This is a genomic window from Paraburkholderia sp. Cy-641 (genome assembly GCF_011752945.1).
GTDB lineage: Bacteria > Pseudomonadota > Gammaproteobacteria > Burkholderiales > Burkholderiaceae > Paraburkholderia.
The window spans coordinates 1-24,059 of the sequence record NZ_VWWM01000004.1 but is presented as its reverse complement, the minus strand read 5'-3'; the positions used below and the strand labels follow the sequence as shown (position 1 = coordinate 24,059).

The 24,059-nt window shown below is 63.3% G+C and carries 16 protein-coding genes and 1 pseudogene; 9 read left to right on the top strand and 8 right to left on the bottom strand.

Features of this window, described 5'->3' with window-relative positions:
* Positions 1 to 99: 99 nt before the first annotated feature.
* The 3 genes from F3J20_RS03175 to F3J20_RS03165 form a co-directional block, all read right to left on the bottom strand.
* Positions 100 to 1,110 carry a helix-turn-helix domain-containing protein gene (locus F3J20_RS03175; protein WP_167044844.1) on the bottom strand — a complete coding sequence of 337 codons (1,011 nt, stop codon included), beginning with the start codon at positions 1,108 to 1,110 and terminating at the stop codon, positions 100 to 102.
* Positions 1,111 to 1,208: 98 nt separating this feature from the next.
* Positions 1,209 to 1,916 (bottom strand): dienelactone hydrolase family protein, encoded by a 708-nt coding sequence (locus tag F3J20_RS03170; protein WP_167281872.1) that lies wholly within the window; start codon positions 1,914 to 1,916, stop codon positions 1,209 to 1,211.
* A gap of 668 nt (positions 1,917 to 2,584) precedes the next feature.
* Positions 2,585 to 3,544, bottom strand: a complete 960-nt coding sequence (locus F3J20_RS03165; protein ID WP_240162694.1) for a porin — start codon at positions 3,542 to 3,544, stop codon at positions 2,585 to 2,587.
* Between the two features lie 494 nt (positions 3,545 to 4,038).
* On the opposite strand from F3J20_RS03165, the gene F3J20_RS03160 reads away from it, so the two are divergent.
* Positions 4,039 to 5,547, top strand: a complete 1,509-nt coding sequence (locus tag F3J20_RS03160) for an MFS transporter (protein ID WP_167044929.1) — start codon at positions 4,039 to 4,041, stop codon at positions 5,545 to 5,547.
* A gap of 164 nt (positions 5,548 to 5,711) precedes the next feature.
* Here the strand turns inward: F3J20_RS03160 and F3J20_RS03155 are convergent, their stop codons facing one another.
* Positions 5,712 to 6,509: a peptidylprolyl isomerase gene (locus tag F3J20_RS03155; RefSeq protein WP_167044850.1), complete on the bottom strand. Its 798-nt coding sequence runs from the start codon at positions 6,507 to 6,509 to the stop codon at positions 5,712 to 5,714.
* Positions 6,510 to 6,620: 111 nt separating this feature from the next.
* The gene (locus F3J20_RS03150; RefSeq protein WP_240162690.1) at positions 6,621 to 8,843 is read right to left on the bottom strand and encodes a glycoside hydrolase family 3 C-terminal domain-containing protein; all 2,223 of its coding nucleotides are present in this window, start codon (positions 8,841 to 8,843) and stop codon (positions 6,621 to 6,623) included.
* Here F3J20_RS03150 and F3J20_RS31985 point away from each other — a divergent pair.
* A complete protein-coding gene (locus F3J20_RS31985) occupies positions 8,842 to 9,027 on the top strand; it encodes a hypothetical protein (protein ID WP_240159098.1) in 186 nt (61 codons plus the stop codon). The two genes, F3J20_RS03150 and F3J20_RS31985, sit on opposite strands and share 2 nt — an antisense overlap.
* 595 nt (positions 9,028 to 9,622) lie before the next feature.
* On the opposite strand, the gene gudD is transcribed toward F3J20_RS31985, so the two are convergent.
* A complete protein-coding gene (gudD, locus tag F3J20_RS03145; protein WP_167044856.1) occupies positions 9,623 to 10,972 on the bottom strand; it encodes a glucarate dehydratase in 1,350 nt (449 codons plus the stop codon).
* Positions 10,973 to 11,547: 575 nt separating this feature from the next.
* On the opposite strand from gudD, the gene F3J20_RS03140 reads away from it, so the two are divergent.
* The 3 genes from F3J20_RS03140 (at position 11,548) to F3J20_RS03130 (ending at position 13,898) form a co-directional block, all read left to right on the top strand.
* Complete coding sequence (locus F3J20_RS03140) at positions 11,548 to 12,258, top strand: FadR/GntR family transcriptional regulator (protein ID WP_167044859.1); 711 nt, start codon at positions 11,548 to 11,550, stop codon at positions 12,256 to 12,258.
* Between the two features lie 135 nt (positions 12,259 to 12,393).
* Positions 12,394 to 13,218, top strand: a complete 825-nt coding sequence (locus tag F3J20_RS03135; RefSeq protein ID WP_167281867.1) for an alpha/beta hydrolase — start codon at positions 12,394 to 12,396, stop codon at positions 13,216 to 13,218.
* A 452-nt stretch (positions 13,219 to 13,670) separates the two neighbouring features.
* A complete protein-coding gene (locus tag F3J20_RS03130; protein WP_167044865.1) occupies positions 13,671 to 13,898 on the top strand; it encodes a hypothetical protein in 228 nt (75 codons plus the stop codon).
* A gap of 177 nt (positions 13,899 to 14,075) precedes the next feature.
* Here F3J20_RS03130 and F3J20_RS03125 read toward each other — a convergent pair whose 3' ends face one another.
* Positions 14,076 to 16,304: an NADP-dependent isocitrate dehydrogenase gene (locus F3J20_RS03125; RefSeq protein WP_167281866.1), complete on the bottom strand. Its 2,229-nt coding sequence runs from the start codon at positions 16,302 to 16,304 to the stop codon at positions 14,076 to 14,078.
* Positions 16,305 to 16,778: 474 nt separating this feature from the next.
* Here F3J20_RS03125 and F3J20_RS03120 point away from each other — a divergent pair, with 474 nt between their 5' ends.
* Positions 16,779 to 18,983, top strand: a complete 2,205-nt coding sequence (locus F3J20_RS03120; protein ID WP_167281864.1) for a TonB-dependent receptor — start codon at positions 16,779 to 16,781, stop codon at positions 18,981 to 18,983.
* Here F3J20_RS03120 and F3J20_RS03115 read toward each other — a convergent pair whose 3' ends face one another.
* The gene (locus tag F3J20_RS03115; RefSeq protein ID WP_167281862.1) at positions 18,984 to 20,285 is read right to left on the bottom strand and encodes an MFS transporter; all 1,302 of its coding nucleotides are present in this window, start codon (positions 20,283 to 20,285) and stop codon (positions 18,984 to 18,986) included.
* A 458-nt stretch (positions 20,286 to 20,743) separates the two neighbouring features.
* Here F3J20_RS03115 and F3J20_RS03110 point away from each other — a divergent pair, with 458 nt between their 5' ends.
* The 3 genes and pseudogenes from F3J20_RS03110 to F3J20_RS31980 all read left to right on the top strand — a co-directional run.
* The gene (locus F3J20_RS03110) at positions 20,744 to 22,015 is read left to right on the top strand and encodes a glucarate dehydratase family protein (RefSeq protein ID WP_167281860.1); all 1,272 of its coding nucleotides are present in this window, start codon (positions 20,744 to 20,746) and stop codon (positions 22,013 to 22,015) included.
* Between the two features lie 130 nt (positions 22,016 to 22,145).
* Positions 22,146 to 23,225 (top strand): LacI family DNA-binding transcriptional regulator, encoded by a 1,080-nt coding sequence (locus F3J20_RS03105; protein WP_240162689.1) that lies wholly within the window; start codon positions 22,146 to 22,148, stop codon positions 23,223 to 23,225.
* 383 nt (positions 23,226 to 23,608) lie between these two features.
* Positions 23,609 to 24,059 (top strand): annotated as a pseudogene (locus F3J20_RS31980) (hypothetical protein); the annotation flags it as partial.

Here is a 24,059-nt window from a genome sequence, read left to right as displayed (position 1 = left end):
CTGGACCGGCGCGGCGTGCCTGGCGTGCCCGACGTGCCGATAGGCGGCTCGCGCTGCATCTGCATGCATGTGCGGCGCGCATCGGGCTTCGCCACGCGCTTATCTGCGTATGTCGAGCGCCAGCGCCGCCTCGCGAAAATCGCCCGGCGACATTTCGTAAGCGCGCCGGAACGCGCGATTGAAATCCGACGCGCTATTGAAGCCGAGGCCATACGCGACTTCGATCACCGGCCTGTGCGGATAGCGATGCAACTCGTCCGCCGCTTCGCGCAGCCGCCGGTTGCGAATATACGCGGCGAGTCCGCCCTCCGGCTCGAACAGACGATACAGCGTGGGCCGCGAAAGCTGCGATACGGCGAGCACCTTGTCGATCGTCAGATCCGCCTGGCCGAGATGCGCGTCGATATAGCGGCGCGCGCTCGCGAACATCGCCGTGCGCGCCGCCGCGCGCGCGTTGCCGGTCAAGCCAGTCTGCCTGCCGAAGGCCGCGGCGATCAGCATCGCGCAGCCGCGGAGCGCCTCGTAGGCGGCCTGCGGGCTCATCTCGGGCAACGAGCGGGACAGCTCGGCAAGATGTGCGGGAATCATCCGCGCGAGCGGCGAATGATATTCGATCACGCGGCCATGAATCGACGCCGCCTCCGGCAGCACCGCCTCCACGATCTCGCGGGGCACGAACAAGGCCATCACGCGGCATGGGCCGCGCGTCATCCACATCGGCTGGTTCAGATCGAGCGCGAGAATGCCGGGCACCGTTTGCACCGCATTGCGCTTCGGATAAAGACCCGTCGCGGTTTCGACCACGCCGTCCACGGCCACATGAAACACGAACTGGCACACGTTGTCGGTGGAGATGCGCGCGACCGCGCGCGTTTGCTCGACCGGATCGGTGCGGCAGTCCATGAAAGCCATGCCGCCGACGCGGTAACTGTCGATGCTGCCGCGAAAACCGTCGGCCAGTTGCCGGCGCGAGATCGGCACGTCGAGAAAATGGCCGACGCGCTCGCGCCACGCGGGCAACTGCAGGCGCGCGGCGCTACCGTAAGTATCGAAGTGGCTATAGTCGCAAACCGGAGCGGCCGCGTAGCCCGTTGCGGAATCGGTCGTCAAGATGTCCTCGCGTGAATCGCGTGAGGCGCGGCGGGATGCCCTGCGCCGCGCCTTTCTGCCCCTGTCGGCCCCGTCTGCCACTGAACGGCGCTAAGCGCTCATTTCCACAAGGTACGGCCGAAGAACGTCAGCGTACGATCCCACGCCTGCTGCGCCCATGCCGGATCGTACTGCGTCGCCGCGATGCGGCCCGGTCCGACGGCCGTTTCGTTCGCGAACGCGTGGCGCGCGAGATAGCGGTGAAACTCGAGGTCGACGTTCGCCTCGCCGAGCTTCTTCTCGAGCACGTCGACGGTTTCCGCCGCGAAGAATTCGTCCTGCAGAGCCCAGTGGCCCATCACCGGCACCTTGATTTTCGAGGCGTCGAGATAATCGAGCGGCGGAAAACCATACCAGACGACGCCGGCCGCCACTTCGGGCACGTTGCACAGCGCGAGCAACGTCAGCGCGCCGCCCATGCAAAAGCCGGTCACGCCCACGTTCGCCGCGTACTGCTTCAGGTACTGCACCGCGCCGCGCACGTCCTGGGTGGCGGCGTCGCCGAAATCGAGGCTGCTCATCAGATGGTGCGCTTCCTCTTGCTCGACCGTCGACTTGCCGCGATAGAGGTCGGGCACGAGCGCGAGGTAGCCGGCCTGCGCGAGACGGTCGGCGACACCGCGAATCTGCCCGTTCACGCCCCACCATTCCTGGATCACGACGACCGCGGGCGCGCCCTCCGGTTTCCGCGGTTTGGCCAGGTAGCCCTGAAGTTGCCGGCCATCGGGACGGTTGAAGGTAATCATCGAACCTGCTGGCTGCGTCATGGGTTTCTCCTCGGATAGACGAAACCGGTAGCATAGCGCCTGTCCCGCGAATCCTGCGCTATCGGCTCCCGCGCTTCAAACCGGCGCCTCGAACGGGCGTAGCGCCGTTCAATTCGGCGTCTTATCGACTCCGTATCGGCGCCTTATTCGAGCCGGCCAATATCTGGATAAGCAGAAGAACTTTTTTACAATTAATTTAGCCTCATTCGTACCCACAAATTTCAGGGCTGACGTTATACTTGCCGCCATGCTTTCTGGTTAATACCCCACTCGCCAGCGCCATCGGCCAAACATGCCGTCCCAGCCTGACGAGGGAAACCGCGACGCGATATTCATACGCTCCGGTTTCCGGCTCGAAGTCCCGTGCACCGTGCCCTGCGCCGGTTTGTGGGCATGTCTCTCAGGTTCTGGCAAACATCCTCGGACGCCAGGATCTTTAGGCCGACACATCGTGTCGGCCTTTTTTTATTCCGCAAACCTTGTATTTACGGCAATCTGTCAAATTCCTGCCACGCAAATCATAGTTTCGCCAAAAAATCACACGCGATATCTCAAAATTAATACGCCCGGTCTCCGCCTATCCTGTTTCCCACATTCCAGAAAATTTAAGCGCTTTTATCTAATGATTGGGTAATCAGTGAATAAAACCCGCTGTATTGCGCGGCGTGTCAGAACCGTTCGAGCAGGCCGAATTGCACGCCCGCGACCGGCGCGCCCGGATAAGCCACCGGCAGTCCGGTCACGTTGACGCCGCGCAGCGTAAAGCTTGCGTCGTCGTGATTGGCGAGATAAGCGGCGTTGAAGTAAAGCAGCAGCGTGGGCGAAACGTCGTATTCGAAGGCGGCGCTGAACTGGTCCGCGTTCGCGCCCGCCAGCGTGTAGTCGCGTACGTGCGCATAGCCGAGCGAGGCGCGCGCGACGGCGGAAAAACGGTACTGCGCCGACAGCGATCCGCCCGCGCCGTGATACACCGGCGTGCCGCCGTCGCCGTTGAAGAAGGCGAGCCACACGCGCAACTTGCCGAAGCCGTAGCTCGCGCCGCCGAGATTCGCGCGCAGCGCGCCGGCGCCGTGCGTCTGCTGATGCGCGTACAGCACGTGCAGTCCGTCGAGCCGATAGGATGCCGTGACGTAATAGCCGTCGAGGCCGTTGCCGTCGTCCTCGGAGGGATCGCGCGTCGCCATCATCACGGTCGCGTCGAAACCGGCGATCCGCGGCGACAGATAGGTGAACGCATTGTTCGCATACGGCGTGATCTTCGACAGATTGTTGAGCCCCGAGGCGATCGTGCCGGCGCCGAACGCGTCGAGACCGCCCTTGAACGGGATGTAGATCGGCGAATATTGACGGCCCATTCTCACTTCGCCCCACGCGCCGCGCGCGCCGATCCACGCCTGCCGGTTGAACAGCGAACCGGGCACCTGCAACGAGCCGTCGGCCGAGCTGAAACCGTTTTCGAGCGTAAACACGATCGCCGTGCCGCCGCCGATCGGCTCCGCGCCATGCAAGCCCACGCGCGAACCGCGATACGCGCCCGAATCCATGCGCGGCGTCCAGCCGGAGCCGGGATCGGTGATTTCGATGCTGGTGTCGAAGACGCCATAGAGCGAGACGAAGCCGGCGTTCATGTCGGCGGCGGCCGCCTCGCGCAGGCAAGGGAGCAGCAGCGCGGCGCTCATGGCGACGGCCCGGCCAAACCTCGCCGCATCGCGTTGGCGCCATGCGGCCGCGAGGATCGTGCGGGCCGTCTTGAGCAATGAAGCCGGGGCGTCGTGCAGGATGAAGTCCTCCGCGGACACATATCGGACATATATCGCGAGCGAACTTACCACGTTCGGCCAGGTTCGACCATGTTCGGCACGCATGGGCCGGCGCCTTCCCGCACGCACAGCGAAACCGGCCATTTTTTACCCTCCCCGTGTCTCTTTTCGTTCAACGAATAGTTTCGATTAAGGGGAAACCCGTATAATCATCAAGAGGTCAGACAACTAGCATTGCACGAAGCCGCCAAGAGCCCGACCCGCCCGCCACCGCGCAGCGCCCACCCGAACCGCCTTCTGCCCGACACGTGAATTCCACCGCCTCCGCTTCCGCCCTGCCGTTTCGCAACGCCCTCCTCGCGATGCTCGGCATCGGTCTCGTCAACATGCTGGTCGCGCTCGACCAGACCGTCGTCAGTACCGCGCTGCCGTCGATCGTCGCCGAATTGCACGGCTTCGAATACTTCGCGTGGATCGCAAGCGCCTACCTGCTCGCCTCGGTCGTGACGGTGCCGGTGTTCGGGCGGCTCGGCGACTACTTCGGCCGCAAGCGTTTCGTGATCGCCTCGGTCATCACGTTCACGGTGGCGTCGGTGCTGTGCGGGCTCGCCAACGACATGCTGTTTCTCGTCATCGCGCGCGGGCTGCAGGGCATCGGCGGCGGGATGATGGTCGGCACCGCGTTCGCCTCGATCCCCGATCTGTTCCCCGATCCGCGCACCCGCGTTCGCTGGCAGGTGGTGCTGGCCGCGGCATACGGCATCGGCACGGCGGCGGGGCCGTCGCTCGGCGGCTGGATGAGCGAACACCTCGGCTGGCGCTCCACGTTTCTCGTCAACCTGCCGGTCGGCGTGGCGGCGCTCTATTTCACCTGGGCGCATCTGCCGAGCTTCCGGCGTCCGCAACAGGACGAAGTGAAAATCGACTGGCTCGGCGCGGCGCTCGTCGCAGCCGTGCTCGGCGGCTTGCAGGCGTTGATCGAAGGCGTGCCGAAGCATGGCCTCACGACCGGCAACGTCGTGCTCGGCACCTGCGTGGTCCTTGGCACGGTTGCGCTGCTGATCTGCGAAAAACGCGCGACGCACCCGATCATTCCCCTCGACCTGTTCAAGGACTCGCAGCTCGTCACACTGTTCACGCTCGGCATGCTGTCCGGCTTCGTGATGTTCTCGCTGATCTTCTTCGCGCCGCTGCTGCTGCAAGGCGGCTTCGGCCTCTCGCCGCAACAGGCCGGCCTGCTCGCCACGCCGATCGCCGCCTGTATCGCGCTCGGCAGCCTGCTGAACACGCGCATCGTGATTCACATGAAAAAGCCCACGCGGATTCTCTCGATCGGCTTCGCCCTGCTGATGTTCGCGTCGATCGCGCTTGCGTTTGCCTATCCCGATACGCCGCACGTGCGCATCGCGCTGCCGATGGCCGCGGTCGGCATCGGGCTCGGGTTCATCCTCAACAATCTGAACGTGTTCGCCCAGGAGATCGCCGGGCGCGAACGCTTCGGCATCACGACCGCGCTGCTGCAATCGACGCGTATGGTCGGCGGCATGCTCGGCACGAGCATCGTCACGACCGTGGTTTCGCATCACTACCGCAGCGTCGTCACGCGCACGATGAGCGTGCTCGGCGAGCCGGCCGCGTCGCAATGGCAGCCGCGTTTCGTCGATCTGCGCATTCTGATCGACGAAGCATCGCGCATCCGCTTGATCGCCGATATGAAACCGTCGGGACTCGACACGCTCGCGCTGATCGATAGCGCGCGCGATGCGCTCGTGCAGTCGATCCATCTCGGCGTGTGGCTGACGGCGGTGGCATCGCTCGCGGCCGCGCTGCTCGTGCCGCGCATTTCGCACGTGGTGTTTCACAAGAACTGAGCGGTTCGGTTGCGATCGGCGAATCGCGCGTGCCCTGCTCGAATAAAAAAGCTCCCCGGTCCGCATGAAGGCACGGGGAGCGAATGGGCAGGTCGAAGAGGCTGGATAACGTCTCGCCAGGCTCTCCGTCGCATCCCAAGGAGATGAACGTCAGGGGAGCCTGCTCACTGAACCGTGGCTTTGGCTCGAAGATTCTTCACCATTCTGTCGACGAGTTCGGCCTGTGCCTGCTGGTACAGCATCGGCTTCATGTCCTCGAACGAGGGCACCTGCAACGGGCGGGTGTCATCCACTTCTATGACGTGAAAGCCGTAGCCGGTTTTAACCGGAGTCTGCGTGTATTCGCCCTTGTGCAAATGAGCCATCGCGTCGGCAAACGGTTTGACGACCTTGCTGGACGTGACCCAGCCCAGGTCTCCGCCGTTATATCTCGAACCCGGATCGACCGATTCGCGAGCAAGGTCCGCGAACGATGCGCCCTTATTGAGCTTCGCAATGATGTCTTTGGCTGCGCCTTCATCCTTGACGAGGATATGGCGGACTTTATATTCGGTACTCCCGCCTTTCGCCTTCATGTCGTTGTACATCGCCCGCAATTGATCGTCAGTGACAGGATTTTTCTTGAGAAAGTCCTGCATGTACTCCCTGACGATTTCAGTCTCCCATGTTGCCTGAGCCTGAGCCAGAATCTTTTGCCGGGCCGCCTCGGCGCGCGCCGCGACGTCCGGTTGCCGGTCGAAGCCGGCCTTCTGCGCCGCCTGGAAGATGACTTCGCGGCGCACCAGTTCGTCGCGCACGTGGTCGGTCAATTGCGGCGAATCGGGAAAACCTTGCGCATGCGCCTGTCCGATATACAAGTCGGCGTCTGCTTGAGAAACCGGTTTGCCGTTGACGGTGACAAACGGCTTTTCCGCGGCACTCGCGGCCAGGGGAAGCGTTGCACCGAACACCAGTGCAAGCATCCATCGTGATAGTACTTTCATTCGGCGGACCACTCAGGTTGGTTCGAGCGCTTATGCCGGAGTCCGAAGGAGCATCGGACTCCGGCGACTTACGCAACGTTAAACACGACGTTATTGCGTAATCGTTCCCGCAAGCGTCAGGCTGCGCGACGAGTTACCGACGTACACCGAATAAGAACCGGCCGGGGTCGTCCACTGCTGCGAGTCTTTGTTCCAGGTGCTGAGCGGATGATTCGGCGCGGCCGGATCGATCGTGATGGACACCGTCTGCGATCCGCCGGCATTCAGACTGACCTTCTGGAATCCCACCAGACGCTTGGGCGGCTCTCCAGCCGAGCTCGGCAATGCGACGTACACCTGCGGCACTTCGGCGCCCGCCACGGAACCCGTGTTTTTCACGACCGCGGTCACCGTGTACGTGCCGTTCGCGCCGGAACTCACGGTCGGGTTGGTAATCGTGAAGGTCGAGTACGAGAGGCCATAACCGAACGGGAATGCCGGTGTCTTACCCATCGCGTCATACCAGCGATAACCGACATTGAGTGCCTCGGAGTAAGTCACCGTCGCGCTTCCGTTGATCGACACGCCGGGATACTGATAAGGCGTGATCGAATCCATGAAGCCCTGGCCGACCTGCGGGAACGTCACCGGCAGCTTGCCGGACGGATTCGCAACACCCCACAGCAGATCCGCCACGATATGCCCGTCTTCCTCGCCCGGGAACCACGTTTCGAGAATCGCGCCCGGTGCGGACGTGCCGCCCGTGAGAAGCGAAGGATCGAGAGCCTCGGCGGCGCTGTCCTTCAGCACGAGCACGGTATTGCTGTTTGCCGCGACGATGGTCTGGAGCAACGCCAGCGTGTTGCTGTTCTTCGCGGTACTCGAGGTCGTGATCGAGTTCGACTTCGGCGCATACCAGTCGAGCGTATTCAGGTATTTGCCGGTGTCGAGCGTCAGGCCCGTCGAGTCCGTAAATGTCGCCTGGTCAGCGCCTTCTTCCGACATGGAGCCGGCCATGAAGATCACGGCATCGGCGCTGGTCACCGCTGTCGTCACGGCCGAGATGGACGCGGCCGCGCCATCGATCGTGGCGGTCGAATTGCTGTCGTCCACGAGCGCCAGGTGAACCGTTGCGCCGGTGTTCCCGAGATTGGCGAGCGTGTCCTTGATGCCCTGCACCGGCGTCACCGTGTACAAGGCGACGACATCGGAGCTGCCGCCGCCGGAACCCATCGGGTTGCCGACCGAGCTGCCGCCGGCCACGGCCTGCTGGGCATAGACCTGCGTCGCCTTGCCGACCACGAGCACGTTTCGAACCGTCTTTTTCAGAGGCAAGGTACCGTTGTTCTGCAGCAGCACGGCGGCCTGCTCGCCGATCTGCTTCGCGACCGTACCGTCCGCCGTCGCATTGATGGCAGTCTGAGCAATCGGCCGATCGAAGATACCCGCGCGGAACATCTGCGTATAGCGACGCAGCAGCGCATTGTCGATGTCCGAGGTCTGAATCTGGCCCGAAGCCAGCGCCGCGTTCAGGTTCGCCGGGGTCCAGTTCTGCGGCAGCGGCATTTCGTTATCCATACCGGCCAGCATGGTCGGCGCGGTGCTATGCGCGGCGAAGAAGTCTGATTGCACGTAGCCCTTGAAGCCCCATTGCCCGCGCAGAACATCGGAGAGAATGTGCTTCTGTTCGCACATCGAGAAACCGTTCACCGAGTTATACGAACACATGACGGCGCCGACGTTGCCTGCTTTCACCGCCATCTCGAACGGCAGCATATAGAGCTCGTGCAACGTCTGATCGTCGACGCTCTCCTGAATCGTCATGCGATTCGTTTCCTGTTCGTTCGCCACCAGGTGCTTGGCCATCGCAATCATGCCGTGAGCCTGCACGGCCTGAATTTCGGCGACCCCCATCGTGCCCGTGAGATACGGGTCCTCGCCCATGTACTCGAAATTGCGGCCGCCCACCGGCAAGCGTGCCAGGTTCATACCGGGCGCTTCGAACACGTGCAGCGCCAGATTCCCGCCCTCGACGCCGACCACGTTACCGAACTGGGTTGCCACGGAAGGATCGAACGAGGCCGCCATCGCGATCGCCGATGGCAAGGCCGTCGCCTTGGCCGAACTGGAATCCGTATAGGCTGCATAGCCCGTTACGGACGGAGAAACGCAATCGTTCTGGCCGATGCCGACAGGGCCATTGGTAATCCGCAGAGTCGGAATCGCGTACTTCGCGAGACCGAGAATGTGCCGCGCGCCATAGCACTGCGGCAACTCGGGCAGAATCCCGGGGGTCGAACCTGCTAGTTGCTCCTCCTTGTCGGCGAGCGTCATGGCAGGGACAAGCAGTGCCGCGCGTGCTTCGGGAGAAAGCGACGTATTCATCCACGGCATTGCGGCTGACGGCGTCGATGCCGGGGTGGGCGCCGAAGCCGTCGACGATGGGTTGGGGTTATTGCTGCCTCCGCACGCCGCCAGAAAGAACATGATGCTTGCGGCGGCGGCGGTTCTCCTCTGAATGAATTTCACAGACATTGTCTTTCCTCAATTGTTATAGGCACAAATGCGCGAGACGCACTGCTCGTTCTAGTACTAAGGATTACTACCTGATGAGTTGTTATGACCCGGCCGGCTGTCTCCCTTCAGCTTCGACTCCCAAAAGCATGCAGGCCTGACTGGAAGCTTTTCGTCCCTTGATGTTCATCCGCGTGCCGAATCGAACCTCGGGCTAACAGCGGCGACACGGTCTGCTATCCAGTGATAGGCATCGTAGATATAAATTCGTCATCAGACGACTAGGGTTTACATCAAACCAATAAAAACAACGGCTTATATTGATGCGCTGATGTCCGATGAGAATTTCAAGATCGACAACTCAAGCGTTGCCGCAGAGGATCGGCAGGGATGGGCAAAGATTCGGCGAGACGAAAACACGAGCGCTTCCGCAAGGTCTCCGATGAGTCCGCTCGATACGCAATGAGCGAACCTGGAGTGAAGCGCATTCGCCCGGGCATACGCCAACACCGGGCCTTGAAAAACATCGAGCGGCTGCATGGGAAACCACGCAGCCGCTCTCTTTACATCACACTACCTCAACCGCCGTGCGGCCCGAATCAGCGCACGAGGCAAGGCCGCTTGTTATCGAACGTCCAGTTCGGAATCAGATACTGCATCGCCACGCCGTCGTCGCGCGCGCCGAGGCCGTGCTGCTGATACAGCGCATGCGCCTTCTCCAGCGCATCCATGTCGAGCTCGACGCCGAGACCCGGCTTCTGCGGCACCTTGACCTTGCCGCCGACGATCTGCAGCGGATCGCGCGTCAGGAACTGGCCGTCCTGCCAGATCCAGTGCGTATCGATCGCGGTGATCTTGCCCGGCGCCGCAGCGGCGACGTGCGTGAACATCGCGAGCGAGATGTCGAAGTGGTTGTTCGAATGCGAACCCCACGTAAGGCCCCAGTCGTTGCACATCTGCGCGACGCGCACCGAGCCCTGCATGGTCCAGAAGTGCGGATCGGCGAGCGGAATGTCGACCGATTGCAACTGGATCGCGTGACCCATCTGGCGCCAGTCGGTCGCGATCATGTTGGTCGCCGTCGGCAAACCGGTCGCGCGGCGGAATTCGGCCATCACTTCGCGGCCCGAATAGCCGTTCTCCGCGCCGCACGGGTCTTCCGCGTAGGCGAGCACGTCGTGTTTGTCGCGGCACAGGCGCACCGCTTCGGCGAGCGACCATGCGCCGTTCGGATCGAGCGTCACGCGTGCTTCGGGGAAGCGCTCGGCCAGCGCCGTGACCGCTTCGATTTCGGCATCGCCCGGCAGCACGCCGCCCTTCAGCTTGAAGTCGTTGAAGCCGTAACGCGCCTGCGCGGCCTCGGCGAGACGCACGACCGTTTCCGGCGTCAGCGCCTCTTCGGTGCGCACGCGCTCCCAGTCGTCGCGCGCGCCGGTGTTGTCCGCGTACGGCAGATCGGTCTTCTTGCGATCGCCGATATAGAACAGGTAGCCGAGCATTTCCACTGCGTCGCGCTGCTGGCCTTCGCCGAGCAGAGCCGCGACCGGCACACCGAGATGCTGGCCGAGCAGATCGAGCAGCGCGGCTTCGAGCGCGGTCACCGCGTGAATCGTCGTGCGCAGGTCGAAAGTCTGCAGACCACGGCCGCCCGCGTCGCGGTCGGCGAATTGCGTGCGCACTTTGTTCAGGATTGCTTGCAGATTGCCGATCGACTGACCGACGACGAACGGCCGCGCATCGTCGATCGTCTTGCGGATGTTCTCGCCGCCCGGCACTTCGCCGACGCCGGTATGCCCCGAGCTGTCGCGCAGGATCACGATGTTGCGCGTGAAGAACGGGCCATGCGCGCCGCTCAGATTCATCAGCATGCTGTCGCGGCCCGCGACGGGCACGACGCGCAGTTCGGTGACGACCGGCGTGGCGTTCGATTCGGTTGGTTTCGTGGACATGGAAAAAGCACCTGTTTGTGAAATGAGCCGGCCTTCGACGACATCGCGAGTTGCGCGCTTTCGAGCGGACCGGATGGAAATGCGAACTGGCAAGGATCGACGGCCGCCTGCGACCGTCAGTGTAGCCAATGGACGTTGCGGCCTCGGGACTCCCGCAACGATGCGCATCCGGGCGAAGCACATCGCCTCATGACAAGCATGACACGTTGTACGACGACAGTCTACCCCGATATCCCGAACGATTCCAGAGGAGTGTTTACCCTGCAATCTTTCTAAGACACAAGGCTTTACGGCATGAAAACCCAGAACTCATGACGTGTCCCACGTCGAACTAAGACGTCTGATGACTATAATTTTCCGATAACCTGTATCGGCAAGCCGCAGGCGCGGCAACGGCTTGACCGTTAGTTGCGCGCAGGCAGGCAAGCGGGCTGGAACGCCTGATAACGGCCCGTTGCGCCGCGCGCCCACCATGCGCCCGCGCGCGCAATAGCCCCGAGCGCTACCGTCGAACGCATGGGAATCCAGTAAAGTCCTGTGCGATACTTTGCTGGATCAGTCAACAAGCCACAAAAATGAGCAGCCTAACTGAAAAGGTGGTCGCCACTCTTTCCGATGAAATCCGCCGCGGCACGCTGAGGCCGGGCGACCGCATTCCCACCGAAGTCGCGATGATGAAGCAGCTCTCGGTGAGCCGCTCCGTGGTGCGCGAGGCGATCTCGCGCCTGCAGGCGGCCAACGTCGTCGAGACACGGCACGGAATCGGCACGTTCGTGCTCGCCCCGGCCGCCGAAAAACCGATGCAGTTGCCCGCCGCCGATCTCTCCAGCATGCTCGACGTGATGGCGATCATCGAATTCCGCATCGACGTCGAGGCCGCCGCAGCGGCACTGGCTGCCTCGCGCCGCACCGAGCAGAACCTCAAGCAGATCTACGCCGCGCTCGACCGCTTCGAGTCGGAACTCGAGCGCGGCAGCACCGACACGCTCGCGCACGACATCGAGTTCCATCTGCAGATCGCACGAGCGAGCGGCAACCGCTATTTCTTCGACGTGCTGAGCCAGCTCGGCCGCTCGGTCAGTCCGCGCACGCGGCTCGGCACCGCCGAGATCGCCGAACTCGATCACATCGAGGTGCTGCGCAACGTGCTCGGCGAGCACCTGCTGATCTATCGCGCGATCGAACGCCAGGACGCCGACGACGCGCGCGCCGCGATGCGCATGCATCTGAGCAACAGCCGCGAGCGGCTGCGTCGCGCGCATGAGTTGACGAAAGTCGGCGCCTGAGGGCGTCTTGCCCGCGCATCGGCACGAGACTGGACCAGTCCGCGCAGTTGCATTTCACCTCGATACTTCCGGCGGGAAACCGGCGCAGTATGTTCGCGCCGGCTTCGTCACGCGGCTAACGCGACGGAGGCCAGCATGGCACCACAGCACCACGACGACGCCCTCGAACAGTTCGCCGTACAGGGCGCCGCGCCGCTGCCGGCAACGGACCAGAGCGGCCACGTCGAGCACGACGGCGCGCGCATCTGGTACGCGTCGTACGGCTCGGGCGCACCGGTGATCCTGCTGCACGGCGGACTGGGACATAGCGGCAACTGGGGTTATCAGGTGCCGGCGCTGCTCGATGCGGGGCATCGCGTCGTCGTGATCGACAGCCGCGGCCACGGCCGCAGCACACGCGATGCACGGCCCTATCGCTACGAACTGATGGCGTCGGACGTGCTTGCCGTCATGGACACGCTGCAACTCGCCAAGGCCGCGATGATCGGCTGGAGCGACGGCGCGTGCGTATCGCTCGTGCTGGCGGCGCTCGCGCCCGAGCGCGTCGCAGGCGTGTTCTTCTTTGGCTGCAACATGGACCCGACCGGGACGAAGCCATTCGTGCCTGCGGAGGTGATCGACCGCTGCTTCGGCCGCCATGCGAAGGACTACGCCAGCCTCTCGGCGACGCCGAACGACTTCGATGCATTCGTCGCCGCGGTCAGCGAGATGATGCGCGCGCAGCCGAACTATTCGGCGGCCGATCTTGCGCGCATCCGCGTGCCGGTCGAGATCGTGCAAAGCGAGCACGACGAGTTCATCAAGCCCGAGCACGCCGATTATCTTGCGCGCAGCATTCCAGGCGCACGGCTGACTGTCCTGCCCGGCGTCAGCCATTTCGCGCCGCTGCAACGGCCGGCGCAGTTCGATCGCGCGCTGCTCGAGTTTTTGCGGCGCATCGCGGGGTTAAACGCAGGCTGAAGCGCCGGCCGGCGCATGGCTAACCGATGGCGTGAAGCCGGCAGGAATCCATGACAAAGCGAGGCCGAAACCCACCCTGGCTCGGCTCAAAGCCGCACACCGTCATTTCAGGCCTAACACAGCCCCCCTATTTTTCGCGATACGAAACGATGCCGCGCTTCGTAAAAAATCATGGTGCGTGGCACAAATCAGCCATTTCGCAATGTCGCCCGACGTTGCACATCGCAAAATTAAGCTCGCAAATTGTTGTTTTTAAAACATAATTTTTATTAGAAAGAACCGTTTGACGCCTGCTTGCCCAACTAGCCGCTGACGTAGACTCTTTTACAAGAGCACGCGCTTCACGCAGTCGGATTCGGGAAGGCCTAACAGAGCGGTCCGCCCCAATCCCACAGATTGCGAAGAAGCCGTCACGAACCACGGTTTTTTTATTGGCAACTGGGAGACAAAAAATGAAAGGCTTTCGCTTTGGTTCGACGTTGGGAGCGTTCTACATTCTGCCAGGTCAGGACGGTTGGGAGGCCACCTACGGCAACGAAACGCTCGGTGAATTTTCAAGCCCGCAACAGGCCGCCGACGATCTCGCGCGCGGCCTGAACTGCGAGCATCTGTCTGAACTCGACACGTCGCAGCTCGAGTTTCCGGAGCATCTCGCCGATTGGGAAATCGTTCACGTGTAAGGACCAGGAAAGGGTATGACCGACGGTGACGTAGCAGTGCACGCAGAAACGACAATGGCGCTCGAAAGCGCCATTGTCGTATTTGCCACCGTTCTGGCGGCCGGGCTGCGTGCTTACCGCATGGCTTCTGAAGCCATCGTCATGCTCACTGCCTCAGTCGCGCACGCGGCTTCTGCTTCAGGCGATCGAATCGACGATCGCGTTCAGCGTCGCGCTCGGGCGCATTGCCTGGCTCGTCAAACCGACATTCGGACGGTAGTAGCCGCCGATGTCCACCGGCTTGCCCTGTGCCGCGCCGAGTTCGGCGACGATCTTCGCCTCGCTGTCGGCCATCGCCTTCGCGACGCCCGCGAACTGCGCCTGCAGCGCCGCGTCCTCGGTTTGCGCGGCCAGTGCTTCGGCCCAGTACATCGCGAGGTAGAAGTGGCTGCCGCGATTGTCGATGCCGCCGACCTTGCGGGCCGGCGACTTGTCGTTGTCGAGGAACTTGCCGGTGGCTTGATCCAGCGTCTTCGCGAGAACCTGCGCCTTCGGGTTGTGGTACGTCGTGCCCAGATGTTCGAGCGACGCCGCCAGCGCGAGGAATTCACCGAGCGAGTCCCAACGCAGGAAGCCTTCTTCGACCAGCTGCTGCACGTGCTTCGGCGCCGAACCGCCCGCGCCGGTTTCGAACATGCCGCCACCGGCCATCAGCGGAACGATGGAGAGCATCTTCGCGCTGGTGCCCAGTTCCATGATCGGGAACAGGTCGGTCAGGTAGTCGCGCAGCACGTTGCCGGTGACCGAGATCGTGTCCTTGCCGGCCCGGATGCGCTCGACCGAGAACTTCGCCGCTTCGACCGGCGTCATCACACGGATGTCGAGACCGTTGGTGTCGTGGTCCTTCAGGTACTGCTCGACCTTCTTGATGATCTGCGCATCGTGCGCGCGCGCCGCGTCGAGCCAGAACACGGCCGGCGTGCCGGTCGCGCGGGCGCGGTTCACCGCGAGCTTGACCCAGTCGCGGATCGGCGCGTCCTTGGTCTGGCACATGCGGAAGATGTCACCCTGCTCGACCGGCTGCTCCAGCAGCACCGCGCCGGCGGCGTCGGTCACGCGGACCACGCCGTTCGCCGGAATCTGGAACGTCTTGTCGTGTGAGCCGTATTCCTCGGCCGCTTGCGCCATCAGGCCGACGTTCGGCACCGTGCCCATCGTGACCGGATCGAACGCGCCGTGCTTCTTGCAGTCCTCGATCACCGCCTGGTAGACGCCCGCGTAGCAGCGGTCCGGAATCACGGCCTTCGCGTCGTGCAGCGCGCCGTCGGCGCCCCACATCTTGCCCGACTCGCGGATCATCGCCGGCATCGACGCGTCGACGATCACGTCGCTCGGCACGTGCAGGCTCGTGATGCCCTTGTCCGAGTTGACCATCGCGAGCGGCGGACGCTGTTCGTACTGCGCCTTGATATCGGCTTCGATCGCCGCGGCCGTTTCGGCCGGCAGATCCTTCAGGCGCGCGTACAGATCGCCGATACCGTTGTTGGGGTTGAAGCCGACCTTGGCCAGCGCCTCGGCGTGCTTCGCGAGCACGTCCTTATAGAACACCGACACCACCTGACCGAAGATGATCGGGTCCGAGACCTTCATCATCGTGGCCTTCAGGTGCACCGAGAACAGCAGGCCGTTCGCCTTCGCGTCGGCGATTTCCGCCTCGATGAAGCTGCGCAGCGCGTTCTTGCTCAGCACCGACGCGTCGATGATCTCGCCCGCCTGCACCGGCGTCTTTTCCTTCAGGACCGTCGTCGAGCCGTCCGCAGCCGCGAGTTCGATCTTGACGTTGCCGGCTGCCGCCACGAGCGCCGACTTTTCGCTACCGTAGAAATCGCCGCTGCTCATGTGCGCGACGTGCGACTTCGACTCCGCGCTCCAGGCGCCCATCTTGTGCGGATGCTTGCGCGCGTAGTTCTTCACCGACAGCGGCGCGCGGCGGTCCGAATTGCCTTCGCGCAGCACCGGGTTCACCGCGCTGCCCTTGATCTTGTCGTAGCGAGCCTTGACGTCCTTCTCGGCGTCGGTCGTCGCGACGTCCGGATACGACGGCAGCTTGTAGCCCTGGTCGCGTAGCTCGGCGATCGCGGCCTTCAGCTGCGGTACCGAGGCGCTGATGTTCGGCAGCTTGATGATGTTCGCTTCCGGGCGCGTGGTGAGTCCGCCGAGCTCCGCCAGATCGTCGGAAGCCTTCTGTTCCGCGCTCAGGTAGTCGGGAAATGCGGCGATGATCCGGCCGGCGAGCGAGATATCGCGCGTTTCGACGAGCACGTCGGACGAGCGCGTAAACGCCTTGACGATCGGCAGCAGCGAGTACGTTGCCAGAGCGGGCGCTTCGTCGGTCAGGGTGTAGATGATCTTCGGCGGTGTGGACATGATCGATGCTTTGCTAGGAAGTGGTAGACAGAGCGTTGGCGGTGCGGAGCCAGCGCAATCGCGGCGGCGGCTACGGCGCAATGCGACACGACGCAACCCGCGGCCCTCAGTTTGCGGCCAGACCGTGAGTATATGCGTGTTTTCCTCTATCCGGGGCGCGACAAACAGACGGCCGCACCTCGCCCAAAGGGGTCAAGCCCCGCCAGATAAGGCTTTGCGGCCGATTGCCCAAGTCTTTAAACAGATATCTTATAGATGACTTGAAGTTCGGGTTGACCCTCTGTTTATTTGTAAATGCGAATCATATGCATTATGATTTATGAAAATTTCGAACCTGGATCGCTCGTTTCAACCGTTTAGCCAACCTTAACGACTCAAGCGCTTCATCACTTCTCGCAACCACCCGGCCGACTGGAATTCCGCCGCGCAGCGTAGGCGCATGGCGGCGCCACGCTACGCCTACCTAAAACAAACATGCAGAAATCCATCGAATCCGCCCAGCTTGCCGTTATCCGCCGCCCCGCTTCCGCGCGCGGCGCGCGCCGTGCTCCGTCGCGCCTCAGTACGGGGCTGCTCGTGAGCGCGGGGCTGTCGCTTTCCACGCTGTCGTCAGCGGGTTGGGCGCAGCAGGCTGCGGCGAGCGACGCCGAGGCGACGACACTGCCGGCCGTGAGCGTATCGGCGTCGAAGGATGCGGCCGTCGCGCAGGCCGACACCGTCAGCGCGGGCGCGCTCGGCTCGCGCAAGCAGGTCGACACGCCTTTCTCGACGCGTATCGCCACGAGCGACGACGCCCAGGACCTGTTCGCGACGACGGCCAACGATCTGTTCAGATACGACCCGGCCGTCACCATCAGCAGCGAGAACTCGATCAGCGAAAACTCGACATTCAACGTGCGCGGCATGCCGATCGATACGCTCAACAGCATCAAGGTGGACGGTCAAACCTTCCCGTCCTGGGACACCGACCTCTCGCTCGAACCGTTCGAGCAGGTGGAACTGCTCAAGGGCCTGTCCGGATTCATGTACGGCTTCGGCTCGCCGGGCGGCATCGTCAACTACGTGCTCAAGCGCCCGACCGACGACCCGTACCGCAGCTTCACGCTCGGCTATCGATCGGCGGGCGTATTCAGCCAGGCCGTCGACGTGGGCGGGCACTTCGGCAACGACCAGCGCTTCGGCTATCGCCTGAATCTCGCCAACGAATACGGCACCACTGCCGAGCAGGACGGCCACGTGAGCCGCCAGGTGGCGTCGCTCGCCTTCGACTTCCGCATCACGCCGGACCTCGTCTTCAGCGCCGACGCGCTCTATCAGAAGCGCAAGACCGAGGGCACGATCTTCGGCCTGATGTTCGGCGGCGGCCTCGGCATTCCCGACGCGAGCACGATCGGCGGCGCGCTCGCGCAGCCGCAGAACTACTATCAGACCGAGATGGCGTCGTTCGGCGCGGGCCTCGACTATCGTCTGTCGGAGAACTGGCGCGCGAGCGTGAAGTACCGCTTCGCGAAGGAAAACCGCACGAATTCGGACAGCCTGCTCTATGTGACCGACGACGCCGGCAACTACGCGAATACGCTCTACGCGGCAATGACGCGCTACTTCTATCAGAACGTCGATGCGATGGTGCAGGGCAAGTTCGACACCGGCGGCATCCATCACGAAATCGTGCTCGGCACCGGCTACCAGACGCAGACGAGCGAGTACAGCAACAGCGAAGGCTGGAACGAGGGCTACTTCCTCGGCAACGGCAACCTGTACGCCACGACGCTGCTGAGCAACGACGAAGTGAGCATCGGCGAGGAACTGTACCGCCAGCAGCGCACCACGCAGACCGCCGTCTACGCGAGCGACACCGTGCAGTTCACGCCGCGCCTCTCCGCGCTGCTCGGCGTGCGCTACACGCAGTACCGGCAGAACGTGTACGAGCCGGGCGGCGCGGTCACGTCGCAATACAGCGCGAACCCGGTCACGCCGACCTTCGCGCTGATGTTCAAGACCGATCCGTACTCGACGCTGTACGCGAGCTATGTGGAATCGCTCGAACAGGGCGGCGCGGCGTCGAACACGAACCTGAACTATCCGGCGACGTTCGGCCCGCTGCGCAGCAAGCAGTACGAAGTCGGCTTCAAGTCCGATCACAGCCGCTGGGGCGCGAACCTCGCGTTGTTCCGCGTCGATCAGGGCTACAACTACACGAACACCGCGAACGTTTTCGTGCAGGACGGCACGAAGCGCTACACCGGCATCGACGCAAGCGGCTGGCTCGCGCTGACGAGCGAATGGCGCGTGATGGGCGGCGTGATGTGGCTCGACGCGAAGGCCGTCGATATCGACGATCCGGGCATCGAGGGCAAGCGCATTTATGGCGCGCCGCGCTTTACCGCGACGGGGCGCATCGAATACAACCCGGCATATCTGCGGCCGCTCACGCTCGCATTCGGCGGCCGCTACGTCGGCAACCAAGCGGTCGACGCGGCCAACACGCAGTTCGTGCCGGCCTACGCAACGTTCGATCTGAGCGGCCGCTACGAAACGAAGATCGCCGGCCAGGACGTTACGTTTCGCGCCGGCGTGAACAACCTGTTCAACCGCCGTTACTGGACGACCGCGTGGGGCTACTACGTGTCGCCGTCGCCGCAGCGGACGGCGGTCGCGAGCGCGACCTTGCAGTTCTGATCAGGCCCGCGCTTGCTGTGGCGCGGCTTCCGGCGTTTCGCTCGTCGCGGGACGGCGCACGAGCGTCCACAGCAGCGTCGCGCCAATCAGATCGCCGAAACCGAGCGCGACGAAAAACGGCGTGTAGCCGACGCGGGTCACGAACCAGCCCATCGTCATCGTGAACGCGAAGTTGCCCAAGCCCGCGACGAGCGCGGCCATGCCGGTCACGGTGCCGACCTCGCGGCGCGGGAACAGGTCGGCCGACATCGAGATCACGGTGATCGACAGCGTCTGATGCGCGAAGCCGCCGAGGCACAGCAGGAACACCGCCACCGCCGGGCTATGGACGAAGCCGACGCCGGCCATGCCGATCATCAGGAACGCGGCCATCGTGAACGCGATGCGCTTGCCGTTGACGATCGGCACGTCGAAGCGGCGCTTGAGCCACGCCGAGAACGGACCGCCGACCATGCAGCCGAGGTCGGCCGCGACGAACGGCAGCCACGCGGTGAGCGCGATCGCCTTCAGATCGAAGCCGCGCGCCTGATAGAGGTACAGCGGCATCCAGTAGACCAGCGTGCCCCACACCGGATCGGCGCAGAAACGCGGCAGCGCGATGCCCCAGAAATTACGCTGCCGGAGGATCTCGAAGACCTTTGGGCCCGAGCCTTTCGCGGCGCGCAAGCTCGACTCCTGGGTCGCGCCGATATACGCCGCCTCTTCCTTCGACAACGCCGGATGACGGTCCGGATGCCGGTAAAGCAGCAGCCACAGCACGGCCCACGCAAGCCCGAGTCCGCCGACGATCAGGAATGCGACATTCCAGCTGTAGTGCAGGATCGACCACGCGATCAGCGGCGGCGCGAGGATCGCGCCCGTCGACGTGCCGAGGTTGAACACGCCCGCGGCCGTGCCGCGCTCGTGCGACGGAAACCAGTACGCCGCCGCGCGCATGCCGCCCGGAATGAACGCGGCTTCGACGAGCCCGAGCATGCCGCGCAGCACGAAGAGCCCGACCCAGCCCGCCGCGAAACCGTGCGCCATGCAGATCAGCGACCACGCGACGCCGCACAGCAGAAAGCCCATGCGCAAGCCGACGCGGTCCATCAGATAACCGGTCAGCGGCGCGCCGATCGGATACATGACGAGAAATGCCCCGGTAATCCAGCCATATTCGTGCGTGGAAATGTTCAGGTGTTGCAGCACCGTCGGCGCGGCCACGCTCAGCGAACTGCGCGCGAGATAGTTGGTGATCGTGCCGAGCGTGAGCAGCCCGATCATCCACCAGCGCAGGCCTTTCACCTTGATAGACTTGGTCATGCCGTTACCTCGTGTCTCCGTGCGTCGCGCGGTTGCAGGCGAACCGCGCGCTTCGTTGGTCGCGGGGCGTGTGCCGCGCGACGCGGCGGCAAGCCGGCGGGCGCGAACGCAATCGACACCGCGACGATTCTCCGGTCGAAACCGGGTGGAATCCGCATAGTCTTTGTCGGCTGGATTGTCGCACGAAGGCGCGGAATGAAGAAAACGTTTTCTTTTTTCTTCGGGCCACCGTAGTGGTAAATCGAGTGCTTTCAGGCGTTTTCCTTGCCCTAGCAAAATCCGTGGCACGCGTCATGAATGCTCGATTTCTGTATAGGCGGCGACATCAAAATTCTCGAATTGCGATGTCGAAGCGCATTTACTCGACCGCCACCGCTCGCTAGAATTGGAAATCGTTATCCTTCTCCCGCGCCGGGCGCAAGCGACTGCGCCGTTCATCGATAAAGCAAACCGCCCCCATGAAGATCGCCTCCGTCCGCGTCACGCCCATTGCCATCAGCGACCCGCCGCTTCTCAACGCGAGCGGCGTGCATGAATCGTTCGCGCTGCGCTCGATCATCGAGATCGAAGCCGACAACGGTCTGATCGGCCTCGGCGAAACGTATGGCGACAAGCCCGTGCTCGACGGCCTGCTGCAAGTGAAGGACCGCCTGCCCGGACTGAGCCCGTTCGATCTGAACGGCGCGGCGCGCGAAGTGCGCGCGGCCTTGTCGGCGGGCGCGCCGCCAGCGAGCGCGGTCGAGATCGATCTCGCGCCCGGCTCGCAGTTGGACAAGGCGGAGCAGAAGGTCTTCGGCGCCTTCGAAGTCGCGCTGCTCGATCTGCAGGCGCGCTCGCTCGGCGTGCCGTTGCACGAGTTGCTCGGCGGCGCGGTGCGGCGCCGGGTGCCGTTCTCGGCCTATCTGTTCTTCAAGTACGCGAGCGACGTCGATGCCTCGTACCGCCCCGATAACTGGGGCGAGGCGCTCACGCCCGGGCAGATCGTCGGGCAGGCGCGCACGATGATCGAGCGCTATGGTTTCGGCAGCATCAAGCTCAAGGCCGGCGCGCTCGACCCCGACATCGAGGTGGCGAGCCTGAAGGCGCTCAAGCGCGCGTTTCCCGATCATCCGTTGCGGATCGATCCGAATGCGAACTGGTCGCTCGATACGTCGATCAGGATCGCCAAACAACTGGAAGGCGATCTCGAGTACTACGAGGACCCGACGCCCGGACTCGAAGGCATGGCGCAGCTGCATCGCGCAACGGGCCTGCCGCTCGCGACCAACATGGTCGTCACGAGCATGGACGAATTCCGCCGCAACGTCGCGCTCGGCGGCGTGCAGATCGTGCTGTCGGATCATCACTACTGGGGCGGCCTGCGCGCCACGCAAACGCTCGCGACGATGTGCGCGACGTTCGGCCTCGGCCTGTCGATGCATTCGAATTCGCATCTCGGCATCAGCCTGATGGCGATGTCGCATCTCGCGGCGGCGGTGCCGAATCTCACCTATGCGTGCGATACGCACTATCCGTGGCAGGAAGACGAAGTGCTCAAGGGCGGCAAGATCGCGATCGAAGGCGGCTGCGTGAGCGTCACCGACGCGCCGGGCCTCGGCGTCGAACTCGATCGGGACGCGTTGGGCGCGCTGCACGAGCGCTATCTGCAATGCGGCATGACGCAGCGCAACGACGCCGCGCAAATGCGCAAGCTGCACCCCGAGTGGATCGCGAAGAAGCCGCGCTATTGAGCCGACGAGATTGCGCTGTCAGCGCGCTCGCGCCGCGCCATCCGGGCACTGCGCGCGCGGCGTTTGCCTTTACGGTGCGGGGCATTGCCGTTAGTATTAAGAAGTTACCGGAAAACGTTATCCCGAGCCGATGAAAAAGAGTGCCACCATTCGCGACGTCGCGGCCGCAGCGGGCGTATCGGTTGCGACCGTGTCGAAGTACATCAATGGGGCACAGCGTTTTACCCCGGTCGTCGAAGCGCGGCTCAAGCAGGCGATCGAACAGCTCGGCTATCGTTCGAACCCGCTCGCCCGCTCGATGATCACCGGGCGGACGCGCACCATCGGCCTCGCGATTCTCGACATCCGCAATCCGCATTTCACCAGCATCGTGAAGGGCGCCAACCGCGTGGCGCTTCAGCACGACTACACGCTGCTGCTCGTCGATACCGAAGAAAGCCAGGAGCGCGAGCAAACGCTGATCGAATCGCTCGCGCAACGCGTCGACGGCATGATCGTCAGTTCGCGCATGCCCGACGATTCCGTGCAATGGCTGCTCGATCTCGGCAAACCGGTCGTGCTGTTCGGGCGCAGCGAGCGCTTTCCGATTTCGAGCGTCGGCACCGATAGCTGCCTCGCGGGCTACATGCTCGCGAATCACCTCGTCAAACTCGGCCACCGGCGAATCGCTTATCTCGGCTTTGGCCGCTCGCGCTGGAACGACGAGCGGATTCGCGGCATCCGCAACTGTCTCGACGCCTTCGGGTTGCCGCTCGACGTTCACGAGGCGCAAGCGCCGTCGCCCGCGGCCGGCGAGCGCATGTGCTCGGGACTGATGCTCGGCCCGCGGCGTCCGGATGCCGTGATCTGCTACAACGATCTGATCGCGCTCGGCTTCATCAAGGAAGCGCGCGGACTGGGCTTCCGGTTGCCGCAGGACGTGTCGGTGGCCGGCTTCGACAACGTGCCGTATGGCGAGTACGCGTCGCCAGCGCTGACCTCGGTGGATTTCCAGAGCGAGAAGATGGGCGAACTCGCGATGACGAAACTGCTCGGCGAACTGCAAGGCAAAGCCGAAGAACACGCCGGCTATTCGATGCTCGATCCGCACCTCGTCTTGCGCGAATCGACGATCAGGCGCGGGCCCGCCGCTGGAACGGACGATAGCGGCACGGACGGGAACAGCCCAATGCGGGAAAGCGCGAGCCGGATGCCGACGACGGAGCGATGAGGGCATGGTCTCTTCATCGGGGCACAAAGCGTGTGCCCGAGCTTTAGACGGCGATGCACGGTGTGTGGCCAGGAGCGCGCAGCCCGATCTGCCGGTGAGTTATCCATGGGCGAAGCAAAACGCATGCGGTTCGGCAGCGGCGCTACGGAGCGTTATGCGCAATGCCTCAAAAGACTGTTACGCCCGGCTCGAACGTTACGTAGCACCGGCCGGTACATCGCCCTCGGACAATCTGAAAAACACGCGTTTTACAGATATGAATTGCGCCTTTCGCATGATTCGTCGGTAAATGTTCTTATAAAAGAAGAAATAGAAATATAAATTACGTTTGGCCTGCAACTTGCATTGGTGACCTCCATCAATAGTCGTTCAACGAGGACATCATGCAAAAATTCGCCGGTCGTACAGCCATCGCTGTCGCGACATCCATGCTTCTCTCACTCTACGGCTGCGGGTCGACTATTCAGACTCCGAACAACCCGCTTGGTAATGGTGGGTTGTCGGGGACGTCGGGCACCTCCGGTACGTCGGGCACTTCGGGTACCTCGGGTACCTCGGGTACCTCGGGTACCTCGGGTACCTCGGGTACCTCGGGTACTTCGGGCACTTCGGGCACTTCGGGCACTTCGGGTACGTCGGGTACTTCGGGCACTTCGGGTACTTCGGGCACCTCCGGTACCTCAGGTACTTCGGGCACTTCGGGTACCTCGGGTACTTCGGGTACTTCGGGTACTTCGGGTACTTCGGGTACTTCGGGTACTTCGGGTACTTCGGGTACTTCGGGTACTTCGGGTACTTCGGGTACTTCGGGTACTTCGGGTACTTCGGGTACTT

Excerpts from the sequence above, each read along its gene's own strand:
- F3J20_RS03170 (WP_167281872.1), bottom strand. The coding sequence starts at position 1,916 with ATGACGCAGCCAGCAGGTTCGATGATTACCTTCAACCGTCCCGATGGC.
- F3J20_RS03165 (WP_240162694.1), bottom strand. The coding sequence starts at position 3,544 with ATGAACGCCGGCTTCGTCTCGCTCTATGGCGTCTTCGACACCAGCATC.
- F3J20_RS03160 (WP_167044929.1), top strand. The coding sequence starts at position 4,039 with ATGCTCGGCATCGGTCTCGTCAACATGCTGGTCGCGCTCGACCAGACC.
- F3J20_RS03155 (WP_167044850.1), bottom strand. The coding sequence starts at position 6,509 with ATGCTTGCACTGGTGTTCGGTGCAACGCTTCCCCTGGCCGCGAGTGCC.
- F3J20_RS31985 (WP_240159098.1), top strand. The coding sequence starts at position 8,842 with ATGGCAGGGACAAGCAGTGCCGCGCGTGCTTCGGGAGAAAGCGACGTA.
- F3J20_RS03150 (WP_240162690.1), bottom strand. The coding sequence starts at position 8,843 with ATGACGCTCGCCGACAAGGAGGAGCAACTAGCAGGTTCGACCCCCGGG.
- gudD (WP_167044856.1), bottom strand. The coding sequence starts at position 10,972 with ATGTCCACGAAACCAACCGAATCGAACGCCACGCCGGTCGTCACCGAA.
- F3J20_RS03140 (WP_167044859.1), top strand. The coding sequence starts at position 11,548 with ATGAGCAGCCTAACTGAAAAGGTGGTCGCCACTCTTTCCGATGAAATC.
- F3J20_RS03135 (WP_167281867.1), top strand. The coding sequence starts at position 12,394 with ATGGCACCACAGCACCACGACGACGCCCTCGAACAGTTCGCCGTACAG.
- F3J20_RS03130 (WP_167044865.1), top strand. The coding sequence starts at position 13,671 with ATGAAAGGCTTTCGCTTTGGTTCGACGTTGGGAGCGTTCTACATTCTG.
- F3J20_RS03125 (WP_167281866.1), bottom strand. The coding sequence starts at position 16,304 with ATGTCCACACCGCCGAAGATCATCTACACCCTGACCGACGAAGCGCCC.
- F3J20_RS03120 (WP_167281864.1), top strand. The coding sequence starts at position 16,779 with ATGCAGAAATCCATCGAATCCGCCCAGCTTGCCGTTATCCGCCGCCCC.
- F3J20_RS03115 (WP_167281862.1), bottom strand. The coding sequence starts at position 20,285 with ATGACCAAGTCTATCAAGGTGAAAGGCCTGCGCTGGTGGATGATCGGG.
- F3J20_RS03110 (WP_167281860.1), top strand. The coding sequence starts at position 20,744 with ATGAAGATCGCCTCCGTCCGCGTCACGCCCATTGCCATCAGCGACCCG.
- F3J20_RS03105 (WP_240162689.1), top strand. The coding sequence starts at position 22,146 with ATGAAAAAGAGTGCCACCATTCGCGACGTCGCGGCCGCAGCGGGCGTA.